Origin of the sequence: Sinobacterium norvegicum (assembly GCF_923077115.1) — a bacterium.
GTDB classification, from domain to species: domain Bacteria; phylum Pseudomonadota; class Gammaproteobacteria; order Pseudomonadales; family Sinobacteriaceae; genus Sinobacterium; species Sinobacterium norvegicum.
Map to the genome: position 1 here is coordinate 90,207 of NZ_CAKLPX010000003.1, position 12,647 is coordinate 102,853.

Sequence of the window (12,647 nt, forward strand, 5' to 3'; positions counted from 1 at the left end):
GAGCGTGCATTCATAGCGAATAGGTGAGGCCGCCATTCAGCAGGCGGTAATTATTCTGGCCTTGTTGTTCAGCGGTGTTAAACATCATGGTTTCCCTGCCCTGTGCATAGTGGCTTAAATCGTGTTGCCCTCAGTATAACGTATTGATCGATTATAAACGGTTAAAGCAGCAGCGCGCCGAGCACTGGCATCATAAGAAATGCCAACAGGGTTTGCACGGTAATAATAGAGGCCATTGTTTCAGTGTCGCCGCCTAATTGGCGAGCAAGAATATAGGCAGAGGGTGCCGTAGGTGTCATAAATGCGATGATTAACACCGCGGCAGCGACGCCGGTAAGTCCCGAAAAAGCGATAAAGGCGGCGGCAAGCAACGGTTTTAGCCCGAACTGCATCAGTGACGCTAAAACAATGGGGCCGACGTGGCCTTTAATACCCTCTAGCTTGAGTGCGGCGCCCACGGCTAAGAGCCCGAAGGGCAATGCTGCGCGGCCAATTATTTCTAGAATGTCGCCAACGACAAAGGGCAGGCCAATACCGCTTAGGCTTAAACACCAGCCAATGGCGCAGGCGATGATCAGTGGATTGCCGGCAATCTCTTTGATCACCTGCCGCAGGCCTTCAAATGAGGCGTTCCCCCAGATGACAAAGGCAGAGATACACCATAAATTAACTAACACAATCATAAAGCCGGCAGCCACAGAGCTCATGGCCAAGCCTGCTGCTCCGTATAAACTTTGAGCAATGGCAAAGGCGATGTAAGTGTTAAAGCGCACACCACCTTGAAAGATAGAAGTGAAGGTGGCATTACTGCTTGATAGTTTTTTACGTAAAACAATCAACAGCACTGCCGAGGTCATTATTGTGCCGACAATAACGATTAACATGGCCGGCCACGGCGCGCCATCGAGGGATTGCTCCCCCAGTGTTTTAATCAGCAGCGCGGGGAAAAGTACAAAATAGGTCAGCTTTTCCATGCCAGGCCAGGTTTGTTCCGGTAAGAATTTGCTACGCCTTAGCATAAAGCCCATTATGATAAGCGCCATAATGGGGATAAGCGCGGTAATAAAGTTCATCATAATGTTTATTTCGTTTTGCAAAACACGTGTAATACCCGCAGCGCTGTGGCGGCGGCCTGCCGCCAAGTATTACATGGTTTGTTGCCCCTGGATAGATAGGCGTAGCCTGTTGCTATAGGCTGGTTAGTGCCGGGTCGAGATAGCTCGGCGGTGGGGTTTGTCGCGCTCTTGCCGGTCCCCAAAACGGTTTGTCTTTGACGGTACACAGGGCCACGCGACGGTGCCAGCGCAGCTCGTGCTGGTAGTAAATCTCGGCGTAGATAGGGCCGTCGCTGTACTGTGCTTCGATAAAGCCATAACCCATATTAGTTTTCAGAATCGAAGACCAGGCGGTCGAGGTAATATAGCCAATCTCTTTACTGCACTTTTTATCGCGATATAAAATACTATCAACGGCGGGTTTATTGCCGGCAATATCGAGTTTTAATAATTTTCTGGCAGAGCCGTTTGTATGCTCGGCGAGTAGTGCCTGCTTACCGCTGAAGTGCGGTTTTTTAAGGTTGACCATCCAGCCCAGGCCAAGCTCATAGGGTGATTGATCATAGCCCTTGCGCACCGTGTGACTGGCGCTGTGAAAATCGATATCGGGTAAAATAAAACCGGCCTCGATGCGGGCGGTATCGAGTGATTGCTCGCCCATCGGCTGAATGCCATAGAGCTTTCCGACACTAAAAAGATGATCCCACAGAGCCAAGGCGAACTCCGGTGCAATAAATAACTCATAACCTAAATCGCCGGTAAATCCGGTGCGCGATACCCGTAGTGTACCGTCTTGATAGGGCCACTCGCGGATATCGAAGGGCTTGAGTTGATCGATACCTTCGAGCCCCATGGCCTGCAAAATGGCGCAGCTGGTCGGTCCCTGCAGTGCTAACAGGGCCTGTGTGTCGCTGATGTCGCTGATGGCAAGGTCGTCAAAACCGACGCTGGCCAGTTGCAGCCAGTCCATCAGCGGGGCCTGACAATAAAATTGAAAGCGGTCCTCGGCCAGGCGAAACAGGGTGCCATCTTCAATCACTCGGCCGTTGTCATCGCAAAACACATTGTAGGCGACGCGGTTAACGCCCTGTTTGCAAACATCGCGGGTGACCATGCGGTTGAGCATTGCCTCAGCATCGGCACCGATGATTTGATACTTGCTCATTGGCGAACCGTCGAACACGGCGGCGGCATTGCGGCTGGCGGCATATTCTAAGTGGTCATCGTAGTAGTAGCTTGGCACCCGATAACCATTCCACTCGCTCCATTCGTTGACCAGGCACAGGGCCTGTTGACGTTGAAAAAAGGGCGTGCCCTGTAGCGGTAAATCAATTTGTTCAGTCATTGGCCAGCACCTCTTTGGCAGCATTGATACCGGCGGCGCCCATGATGCCGCCGCCGGGGTGATTGCCTGCGCCACATAAAAAGAAGCCGGGCAGCGGCGTCTTATATTGGCTGGCGCCGTAGGTGGGGCGGTTCATCCACCACTGATCGATAGACAGTTCACTGTGGTGCCAGTGGCCGCCAAGGTTGTTGTATTCGATGGCGATATCGCGGGGTGTCAGCAGCTCGGCCGCCTCGATAGTCTCTTTAATACCGGGGGAATAGTGCTCGAGTACGGCAAGAATTTTTTCTAACATGGCCGGACGTTGGTCATCGTTTTGCTCATCGTCTAGATAGGGCAGATACTGCACATTAATCGACAGCAGATGTTTGCCCGCTGGCGCCATAGCGGCATCGTGTAGCGAGGGGGTGAAAATTTCGAGGCCAAATTTATCGCCAAACTCGCCGTACTTTGCCCGATCAAATGATTGCTCTAAATACGACATGCTGGGACAGATGATCAGTCTGTTGGTCAGATCTGGAAAACCGCGAAAAGTCGGTAGTTGGCTAACGGCCAGTGTTAGCTTGGCCACCATGCCCTGGTTGCGAATGCGATTGATACGATGACTGAAATGAATATCGAAGTGTTTGGCGCCGACCAAGTTCATCACTGCCATCTTGCTGTCAGCATTGGCAATCACGTTGTTGGCGTGGAACTGTTGGCCGTCGAGCAGGGTGACGCCGGTGACGGCATGCTCGGCAACCGTCACCTGCTTCACCCGGCTGGCGCCCTGCAATGTCACGCCATAGGCCTTGGCACTGGCGACCAGGGCATCGGTTAAATCGCGGGCGCCGTTTGCGGCAATGCGAATGTTTTCGGCGGGCAGGTGATGGTCGTCTCCGGCCATGCGGTGCAGCAGGTTGAGTACGGCGTTGTTGGGGGAACGCGGCGCCAGTTTATTGCCGATTACCATGTCCCAGCTTAAGCCGGCCTTGAGCAGTGGGTCGGTAAAATACTCGTCCATTAAATCCTGTGCTGGCAGGGCAATCATGCGGGTAAATTCCCGCATATCAGCCTTGCCCAGCAGCCGCAGCTTGAGGCCAAATAAGCCGAGGGCCTTGTTGTCTGCCCATTGGCCGCTGCCGATGCGCGGTGGTTTTTGCGACCAGGTGGTGGCCATGAGTTTGGCAAATCTTTGTAGGAGACGACGCAGCGCTCGGTAGTCGTCATTTTCGTTGCTCTGGGCGCCGTTAATACCCTGGCGGCTGATGTCGATACGTCGAAACTCATCACCGCCCTCGTCGCCAATAATCGAGGTGCCGACGGTTGCCGCTGAGCGGTAGCCATGTTGCTCGAGGTTGAGGCGGTCGATGGTGGCCTGGTTGAGCTGCGACAGTTGATTGACTAACGAGCGCTTAAAGCCGGGGTGAAATTCCTCACAGGCGGCCATGCCGCCAAAGTGTTTGTTGGCCTCTAATACCAGCACCTTCTTACCGGTTTTGGCCAATTCAATGGAGCAGGCCAGGCCGTTGTGTCCGGCGCCGATAATAATGACGTCGTAGTTATTCATCGTCGGTGTCCTCGGGTACTACCAGTGCGCCGTTAAGCTTGCCGCGCCCTAAGTCTAGTAAGATTTCTCGCGCCGAGTTGGCGCCACAGGCGGAGGAGACACCGCCGCCGGGGTGGGTGCCGCTGCCGCACATATACATGCCTTTGACCGGGCCGCGGTATTGGGCGTAGCCAGGAAAGGGACGGTTGAACAGCAGTTGGTCGAGGGTGAGCTCTCCCTGAAAAATATTGCCCTCGCTGAGACCGACCTCGTTTTCTATTTCAAACGGTGTTCTGACTTCCATATGGGTAATCAGGCTGCGGAAGTTGGGGGAGTGCTCTTCGATACGCTTGATGACTGTCTCGGCAAAGGCCTCGCGTTTGGCGTCGTCCCAGCCGCCCTCGACCTCGGCCGGACAGTACTGAATAAAGCAGGAGACAAAATAGTGTCCCGGCGCGGCCAGCGTAGGGTCCCAACAGGAAGACTGGGTCATTTCGATAAACGGCCGTTCACTCCAGCGATTGTTTTTCCAGTCATCGTAGGCCCGCTCCAGGCATTCGAGCGAGTCGATAAACGAGAAGGCGCCCTTGGTCAGCAAGTCGCAGTCGGGCAGGTTGGGCCAGTCGGGCATGCCTTTAAGGGCGATGTTGAGCTTGGCCGACGAACCGCGAATTTTAAAATTTTCTGCCTTCTTGACCAGGTCGGCGGGGATGTCTTGTCGGTCCATAATCTTGGTAAAGGTGCGTTTGGGGTCGAGGTTCGAGACCACAATATCCGCCTCGATGACGCTGCCATCGGCCAGTTCAACGCCGGTGGTCTTGCTGCCCTTGACGATGATTTGTTTCACCTCGGCGGCGGTTTGAATCACCCCGCCGTATTCCTTCAGCGCCCCGGCGATGGCGTTTGAAATTGCCCCCATGCCGCCACGGGCCAGGCCCCAAGAGCCGACAGCCCCGTCGACATCGCCCATCACATGGTGCAATAACACATAGGCTGTGCCGGGTGAGTAAACACCGAGGGCGGTGCCGATAATACTCGAGGTGGCCAGCTGCGCCTTCAGCAAGTCACACTCGAAATATTCATTGAGAAAATCCGCCGCGCTCATGGTTAGAAAACGCATGAACTCATAAATTTGCTCCTCGCCCATGGCCAAAAACTGCTGGCCCATGACGATGAGCTCTTTGATATCGCGGGGTTTGAACGAGGTGGGGTCGGCCGGTGTGCGCAGCAGGAAAAAACGCACCAGCTTGGCGTAGCGCAGTAAGTCGGCCTCATAGCGGTGGTAGGCATCGGCGTCGCGGACGCTGTGGCGTTTAATCTCACGATAGGCCAGTGCCTCGGTCTTATATTCGCCGAGGTATTGGCCGTGGATGCCGAGGGCGGTTTGGCCGCCATAGGGCACAATCATCAAACCGTGTTTGGACAGGTTGAGATCGCGGTGAATCGATTGACGCAACAGGCTGCACACATAGGAGCAGTTGGAATACAAAAAACCGGGTTCGAGTTCACGGCTGACAGCGGCGCCGCCGATGTAGTCGTTTTTCTCTAGCACCAGTACCCTCAGCCCGGCCTTGGCGAGATAAGCGGCATTGGTTAAACCGTTATGGCCTGCGCCAATCACAATGGCGTCATACTGCGTGGTCATCAACGTCTTCCTGTAGTCATTTACCCTAGATTACGTTGCCTTGTGACACTAAGTTAGATAACAATATGGCCAACAAGGGAAGAATTTCGGACATAAGGTGATAAAATGCCCCATGATGATCATCCGCAGGCTATTGCGCTGTGGTACAGCTTTGAAATTCAGAGTTTATTTGCCGCCCTGCGCCAGCAGGGTGTGGCCACGCGGCCGATGATGATGGCCGCCGGCGTCGATCCCAAGGCCTTTGAAAACCCGGCACTGCGGCTGACTACCGAGCAGGAGTTGAGGCTTTATCAGGCAATTGCCCAGGCCAATACAGACCCACTGCTGGGGCTGCGGGTCGGGGCGACAATGACGCTCAGTCACTACGGTGTGCTGGGGCTGGGGGCGGCGAGTTGCAACACTCTCGGCGAGGCTCTGGAGCTGTTGGTTACCTATGCCGCCATTCTCAGCCCCGGCTTGGCGTTGGAGCTTCGTCGTGACGACGAGCAAGCGGTGTGGCGGATCAACCCCAGTACCGAGGATCAGCCGGCGTTGGCACTGGAGGTCGACGCCACCATGGCATCGCTGTATCGGCTGTTGTCTGATCTGCTGTTGCAACCAATGACGTTGACATCGGTCAGTATGAAAAAAGATATAGCGCCAGTATTATTGCCGGCTTATCGGCAGCATTATGGCTGCCCGGTAACGGCCTCGGCCGAGACCAACTGTTTTATCTTCGAGTCAGCATTACTGGCAACACGACTGCCCTTGGCGGCGCCGCAAACCCTGCGACTCATGGCGCAAATTTGTTACAACCAGTTAAAAACAGTGCAGGCTGATTATGGTTTGGTGGCGGCGATTCGACATTACCTCGATCAACGCGATGGTGTGGCCAGCATCGAAGAGTTGGCCCGTCATTTCAACCAATCGTCGAGAACCCTACGTCGTCACCTGACCCAGGCGGGCTATAGCTATCAATCGTTAAGCGACGAGTACCGTTTTAACAAGGCCAAACAGCTGCTGTTATCGACGGCGCAATCGGTGGAATCGATCGCACTGAATATGGGGTTCTCCGATGTACGGAGTTTTCGTGAGGCATTCAAGCGTTGGTCTAATGGTCAGACGCCGGCTAACTTTCGCCGCTCGAGCATTGGGTCTTAAGGTCATGCCGCACTCACAGCCGAGTACGGCATTGCCCCTTTAAAAGAAGTGCTTGGTTAAGAAAGCCTGCACATCGCTGTAGGCCTGTTGTTTGGTTTTCTTATCGTTGCCGACGATATAGCCATAATCTAAGCAGCCCGAAAATTTATCGCTGCTCGATAGTCGCTTGGTAATGCGCTCTACTCGGCTGGCGTCTGCGGGGTAGTGCATAATGCGCTCGCCGTTTAAGTACGACAGCCCCTGCTCGTCATAGCTGATCTCACAGCCGCTTAAATAGGGCGATTCGTCCTTCATCTCACGGGGGGCAAAGTTTTCCCAGGCATGGCCTGCACCTTGATAGATATGGGTTTCGACGTCAACACCGATGTTCCGCATCTCCTGCTCACGTAGTTTACAGGCGGCCAAATCATTCGACTTATCTTCCGTGCCGCGCAGAGTTAACAGCGGCGCACCATTGGTCTGGCCGGTGTTTAAATTTTGAAAACACGGGCCGTAGACATCGACATGCAGGGCAAAGCCCGAGGACTGCGGCGCCAGTTGCTGACGAAAACGGTCATCCATGGCCAGGCGTGTGGCCATGCCGCCGTAGGAGAACCCCATGACGCCAATGCGTTGATCATCGATCTGCGGATGGCTGGCCAACAGTTTGAGGGCAGAATAGGCATCGCTGATAATATCGAACTCTGTTACCCCCGAGACGCGAACAATGTAATTAGTGCCCTTGATCAAGCCGCGGGGCTCGTAGTATTCGACCACAAAGGCGGCAATGCCGAGAGTGTTTAAAAACGCCGCGTATTCCTGCTCACGGCCCGGTGCAATACCCCCACTGCCGGGCAGTAAAATCATCGCCGGCACCTGAGTATTGGGAGCAACATTTTGTGGCATGGAGAAATAACCCAGGCCGGTGGTGGGGGTTGCCTCAGTCATGCCGGCGAAGATCACATCCAAGTCAAAGGGGGTGGCCGTCGGATAATAAATCTTACCGCTGTCGCCCACGCGTAAGGTTGCCTGGGGCTCAGGCCAGTCGGGAAAATCCGGTAAGCCCATGGCGACAATGCCGTTGCGCACCACCTCAACCTGCAGTAAACCCGCAACCACGGCGACGATGGCGACAACGGCTATGACAAACTTCTTCATCCTGATCTCCCTACTTGCCAACAGGGGCTGGCAGCTGTATATAATTAGAGTATAGATACTCTATGTTGGAGTATTAACATACTCCATGTAGGACTATAGTCAAGTCATGAGCAAATTAACCCCCACCTCTTTTGCCCTGCTTGGGTTTCTCAATTATCGTGATTGGTCGGCCTATGAGCTGAATAAGGTCATGCAGGGCAGTATTGTCCGCGCCTCTTGGCCGCGGGTAGAGAGTCGTATCTATACCGAAATCAAAAACCTCGAAAAGCACCAACTTGCCGACAGCGAGCAGCAACAGCAGGGGGGGCGAAAACGCCGTGTGTACCGTATTAATCAGCAGGGTAGGCAGGCGTTACAGACGTGGCTGAAGAGCAGCGCCCATACCATGCGCATCGAGTACGAAACACTGTTGCAATTGGCTTTTTCAGATATTGGCGAGGCTGGGTTGACGCATGCCTTGGTTGATCGAATAGAGCAGCAAACCCTGCAAGACTTACAGATTACCATCGATACCTGTGAGCAGACCCTGGAGCAGCAAACGTGGGCGACATCAGCCACCGGCCACCTGCATGTGTTAACCATTAAGTTTGTCAATCAAATGACCGAGGCCAGATTAAGTTGGGCGCGTCAGGCACGGTCGTATTTGGATCGGTTAGACCATGATAATATCAGCGCTCAATCGTTGGCAGAGTATCGGGTTGAGGTGGATCGCTTAAAAGAGTTGTTGAAGAACGCCGCGCAGTAAGATATCCGCAACCACCGATAGGCGACTGTGACACCTATCGACAGCCTCGCGCAGAAACGGCGCCGGCTATGTCAGATCAAGATTACGCTTTAATACCTTTGCCGAAGTAATAATGCGGGTGGTGCGATACAGCTCCGGGTGTTTCTCGCTGTCGGTGTAGCGAATGGGGTCGCCGGTGGTTGGGCTAACCAACCAGGAGGCTTCTGGACGCGGCTCGCCTAATTGTTTCTTCAGCGCGTGGGGGGTAATGCCCAGTGCTTCTGCAGCGGCATTAAAGGTGCAGCGTGTCTTTACCTCATTGAGGTAGTTAACGATTGTCGTTATTTTTTCCTGCACCTTAAAGCCCTCTTTCATGTGTTTCGTTAATCCAGTGTGCTGACTCTGTTGCTGATTGCCGTGTTATCTATTCAGCCTAACAAAATTATCGTCGATATGCCTGCCAGATGTGTGAGCTGGTAGCAATACCGTCAAAGACTAGGGGTAATAAGTTGTCATATCAACACCGGCAGCCTCATCGGCAACCCACTGACCAACCCATTCAGGCTGCCGTAAGCTGTCAGGCCTGTGGTAGGGCAGCAGTGTACAGCTCAGTTGATAGAGGGTGGACATACGGTTTTTTAGCGGTACGTGCTTAAAGAATGGTGCGGTCTTCCACAGCGCCACCTGCCCTGTCTGTGGCGGGCAATGCTGTTGAAAGGCGGTCTCGATAATAGTATTGATCTCGGCCAGGTGCTTGATCACCTTGGGCACTGTTTTCAGCCGGAACCAATAGCTGCCGACCACATCATTGTAGATATCGATGGCGGCGTTGCGGTGTTCAAACTCTTCCACCATGTGCCATAAAAAGAACGAGGCGACTCGTGGGTCAGCGTCGACGAATAGGGTCTCTCTATTGTCGACGACAAATTGAGCAAAGGGGCCGAAGCAAAGCTCCACAATGGCCGCGTAGGCGAGATGAAATTCTGGCCAGTAAATTCTCATAGGACTTGGCCACGGCAAGCCCAGCGTCTTTTAGGGCAGGGTTTTTAGTGGTTAACATCTTCAGGTGGGCGAGATGATGTTTTGAATGCTGTGCTTCCTGCAGGCAAAAAAGGTCGGCATCCTTGGCTATTGCTGCATTGCTGATTCTCGGCATCGCCGCGCGGGTGGCCCGAATAAAATAGCGTTCAAAGGCCGGTGCAACAAAGGCGGCGAAGTTGATGAAATTGCCCCAGTAAGGGTTGCCCGGATTCCACTGAAAGGGGATGTCATCGGTAAATTGAAAATCAATCTTGCGTACTTTCATCTCTGGCATGGTGGTTCGCTCTTATCCAAGGTGGCGATTATTTTTTCGAGTCGTTAAAAATAGCGGCGACAGACGATGTGTCGCGTTGCTAATTTAGCATTGAGACCAGGCCAGCCCAAATACAATTGAAAAATTTTACAGTCATCGGGGCCGCCATCGGGGTATTAGCGCCCTCGAATGGTAAAAATTATTGAGTGCGACCCGATGTTGAGCCCTGTCGTTAAAAGAGATTAAAATCATTGCGGCGGTGATGATCAACATCGCCGCAGTGATTTTTTTTAGGGCAAGAGAGCTGCTTACCGTATATTTATAGCGACTTAACGGTCTGGCATATACTTTTTAATATTGATATTAAAGTAACGCTTCAGCACGCTGTTGGCTTCTTCTTCCGATTGACGCCAGCCATAGATTTTCGGTTTGCTGGTCTCGATCGCTAATGTTTTAAAGATCAACCAATCATAGATGGCCAGGGTGGCGGTGACGTTTTTCGCCGAGTTTTTACTGCGCGAGTGATGCTGATGATGCTGGGTGGGAAAGGTGATCACATGGCACAGCCCCCACATGATACGGCGTACCCATTTGTTGTGGTGGTTGAGAAAATACAAATCGTAATTCCAGTTCACATGGGTGTGTGCCGACCACAGGCCTTTAAACACCGTCGCCACTAAAAACACCTCGGTTAAACCAAAATACAATGTGATTAATTGAAACCAGTAGTTGGGTAAAATAAACCACCATGCCCAGCCGTTAATAAACGTCTGAGTAACCGACACCTGTCCCTTGTTATCGGTGCCGCCAGACAAATGATGAGGGCGGTGATTCATTTTATAAAACGCTTGAATCCACTGCAGCGCTTTTAGCTTAGGCCGTCTGGCGTGGGCAAATAAATGGGCGCTGCCATGGAGGAATTCCTCGATACAAAAAAAGCCGATCAGCGCCCACCAAAAGTAGTCCTGCTGGAGCCAGGCCAGGCTGCCGGCGCTGGCGGGAAACAGCGTTATCATGATTAGCGAGATGGCAATGACCAGCAGTGGCCGCTGTACGAGTAGCATCATGGCGGTGGTTAAAAATGCCATATACCAATCTTGTTTGGTTTTCTTACCGTCTTTATTGCGGCCGCTGGCCAGTTCCCAGAGCGCGGCGAGCACGATAAAAACCAGGACGATTGCGCTGAGTAATTGTTCCATAAGAGATCACATCATTGTTATTGGTTGTTGTGACTACCATAGTAGGGAACAATAATTTATATTGATAATCGATATTCCTGATAAGTAACTTCCATGAAGCTGAATTTGAGATCGATCGATCTGAACCTACTGCCGATTTTTGAGGCGGTGATGGAGACAGGCCAGTACGCCAAGGCCGCCCAGCGGTTGGCGATGAGCCAGCCGGCGATGAGTGCGGCGGTTCAACGCCTGCGGGACACACTCAACGACCCTTTGTTTGTTCGCACCAGTAAAGGGGTGGTGCCGACACCCAAGGCCGAGGTGTTGTATCACGATATACAGGCGGGGCTGTCTCAGCTGCGCCAGGGCTTAAGCCAGCAAAACAGCTTTGACCCCAGCGCCCATCCCCATAGCTTTAGTATTATCAGCGGTGATTATTTCGAGTTTGTAGTGCTGCCCGAGCTGCTGGCAAACGTTGAGCGAGATGCCCTGCAGATTCGCTATAACCTGCAGACTATTTTAGATAATTCCGCCACACCGCTGATCCATGCCCAGGCCGATGTGATGCTCGATGCTTTTCCGGTCAAGGATGACAGAATCCACTGCGAGGTGGTGACCGAAGAAACGCTGATGGTGGTGGCGAAGAAACAGCACCCGAGGATAAAAAAGGCGATCACCATCGAGGATTTTTTTAACGCCACCCACGCCGTTTTACCGCATCAGGGTCGGTTGCTGCCATTGGAAAAAATCCTCGGCTCGGCTCAGATGCAAGAGCGGAAAATCGGTGTACAGGTCACCCAATACATCAGCTTGCTGGCGGCGGTGGCCAGCAGCGAATACATCGCCACGGTCCCCCAGCACCTGGCCTCACGTTATGCCGAGGCATTGGGGCTGGATGTCTATCCCTTTCCCATCGACGTGCCCCGAGTCCCTGTCTACATGATGTGGTCGAAGGCCTTCGATCAGGACCCGGCCAATCGATGGCTGTTGCAGCAGCTGCGTAGTGTGGTCAAGGCCATGACTGGTGAGGTTGAGGTGGGCGATTAGCCGCGCAACTATTAGTGCCTAACGATTCTTTTTATCGAGTACCGACTGCCAAATGCTGTAGTTCTTCTGGCCGTAGAGATAGAACAGAATATCGATATTTTTAAATTCGTCCGCCAGACATGTCTGTATTGCAACCTCGGCGGCCTCCCGTATCGGGTAGCCGTAAGCGCCGCAGGAAATGGCGGGAAAGGCTATCGATTGGCAGTTATTTTCCAGTGCTAACGACAGCGATTGTCGGTAGGCCGCGGCCAGCAGTTTTTGCGGCTGCTCCTCGCGGTGATATTTTGGCCCGACGGTGTGAATCACATAGCGCGATGCCAGGTTGCCAGCAGCGGTGATCCGCGCCTCACCGACCGGGCAGCGAATCTTTCTCACCGCCTTTATTTTTAAGCACTCCGATAACAGCGTCGGCCCTGCGGCCTGATGAATAGCGCCGTCGACACCGCCGCCACCGAGCAGCATTGGGTCGGCGGCGTTGACGATGGCATCGACGGTGGCCAGGGTGATATCACCCTCGATAATATGGAGGTTGGGCATAGTGCTGGGCTCGTTAT

At 53.3% G+C, this 12,647-nt stretch carries 13 protein-coding genes; 3 read left to right on the top strand and 10 right to left on the bottom strand.

Annotation, left to right across the window (positions count from 1 at the left end; genetic code table 11):
* Window positions 1–161: 161 nt before the first annotated feature.
* The 4 genes from L9P87_RS12290 to L9P87_RS12305 form a co-directional block, all read right to left on the bottom strand.
* On the bottom strand, window positions 162–1,076 hold the full coding sequence (locus L9P87_RS12290) for an AEC family transporter (RefSeq protein WP_237445048.1): 915 nt from the start codon (window positions 1,074–1,076) through the stop codon (window positions 162–164).
* 112 nt (window positions 1,077–1,188) lie between these two features.
* Window positions 1,189–2,400, bottom strand: a complete 1,212-nt coding sequence (locus L9P87_RS12295) for an aminomethyl transferase family protein (protein ID WP_237445049.1) — start codon at window positions 2,398–2,400, stop codon at window positions 1,189–1,191.
* The gene (locus L9P87_RS12300; protein WP_237445050.1) at window positions 2,393–3,949 is read right to left on the bottom strand and encodes a phytoene desaturase family protein; all 1,557 of its coding nucleotides are present in this window, start codon (window positions 3,947–3,949) and stop codon (window positions 2,393–2,395) included. The genes L9P87_RS12295 and L9P87_RS12300 overlap by 8 nt, the downstream gene beginning before the upstream one ends.
* Window positions 3,942–5,573, bottom strand: coding sequence for a phytoene desaturase family protein (locus L9P87_RS12305; protein ID WP_237445051.1), 1,632 nt, complete (start codon window positions 5,571–5,573; stop codon window positions 3,942–3,944). The genes L9P87_RS12300 and L9P87_RS12305 overlap by 8 nt, the downstream gene beginning before the upstream one ends.
* A gap of 105 nt (window positions 5,574–5,678) precedes the next feature.
* Here L9P87_RS12305 and L9P87_RS12310 point away from each other — a divergent pair, with 105 nt between their 5' ends.
* Window positions 5,679–6,713 carry an AraC family transcriptional regulator gene (locus L9P87_RS12310; protein WP_237445052.1) on the top strand — a complete coding sequence of 345 codons (1,035 nt, stop codon included), beginning with the start codon at window positions 5,679–5,681 and terminating at the stop codon, window positions 6,711–6,713.
* Window positions 6,714–6,752: 39 nt separating this feature from the next.
* Here L9P87_RS12310 and L9P87_RS12315 read toward each other — a convergent pair whose 3' ends face one another.
* Window positions 6,753–7,850, bottom strand: coding sequence for a dienelactone hydrolase family protein (locus L9P87_RS12315; protein WP_237445053.1), 1,098 nt, complete (start codon window positions 7,848–7,850; stop codon window positions 6,753–6,755).
* Between the two features lie 106 nt (window positions 7,851–7,956).
* On the opposite strand from L9P87_RS12315, the gene L9P87_RS12320 reads away from it, so the two are divergent.
* On the top strand, window positions 7,957–8,595 hold the full coding sequence (locus L9P87_RS12320; protein WP_237445054.1) for a PadR family transcriptional regulator: 639 nt from the start codon (window positions 7,957–7,959) through the stop codon (window positions 8,593–8,595).
* Between the two features lie 66 nt (window positions 8,596–8,661).
* On the opposite strand, the gene L9P87_RS12325 is transcribed toward L9P87_RS12320, so the two are convergent.
* The 4 genes from L9P87_RS12325 to L9P87_RS12335 form a co-directional block, all read right to left on the bottom strand.
* Window positions 8,662–8,931, bottom strand: a complete 270-nt coding sequence (locus L9P87_RS12325; protein WP_237445055.1) for a hypothetical protein — start codon at window positions 8,929–8,931, stop codon at window positions 8,662–8,664.
* A gap of 138 nt (window positions 8,932–9,069) precedes the next feature.
* Window positions 9,070–9,576: a metal-dependent hydrolase gene (locus L9P87_RS17945; protein WP_253073288.1), complete on the bottom strand. Its 507-nt coding sequence runs from the start codon at window positions 9,574–9,576 to the stop codon at window positions 9,070–9,072.
* On the bottom strand, window positions 9,485–9,889 hold the full coding sequence (locus L9P87_RS17950; RefSeq protein ID WP_253073289.1) for a metal-dependent hydrolase: 405 nt from the start codon (window positions 9,887–9,889) through the stop codon (window positions 9,485–9,487). The genes L9P87_RS17945 and L9P87_RS17950 overlap by 92 nt, the downstream gene beginning before the upstream one ends.
* A 308-nt stretch (window positions 9,890–10,197) precedes the next feature.
* Window positions 10,198–11,067, bottom strand: coding sequence for a sterol desaturase family protein (locus L9P87_RS12335; protein WP_237445056.1), 870 nt, complete (start codon window positions 11,065–11,067; stop codon window positions 10,198–10,200).
* 93 nt (window positions 11,068–11,160) lie between these two features.
* Here L9P87_RS12335 and L9P87_RS12340 point away from each other — a divergent pair, with 93 nt between their 5' ends.
* Window positions 11,161–12,093, top strand: a complete 933-nt coding sequence (locus L9P87_RS12340; protein WP_237445057.1) for a LysR family transcriptional regulator — start codon at window positions 11,161–11,163, stop codon at window positions 12,091–12,093.
* A gap of 18 nt (window positions 12,094–12,111) precedes the next feature.
* On the opposite strand, the gene L9P87_RS12345 is transcribed toward L9P87_RS12340, so the two are convergent.
* Window positions 12,112–12,630 carry a macro domain-containing protein gene (locus L9P87_RS12345; RefSeq protein ID WP_237445058.1) on the bottom strand — a complete coding sequence of 173 codons (519 nt, stop codon included), beginning with the start codon at window positions 12,628–12,630 and terminating at the stop codon, window positions 12,112–12,114.
* Window positions 12,631–12,647 lie beyond the last annotated feature (17 nt).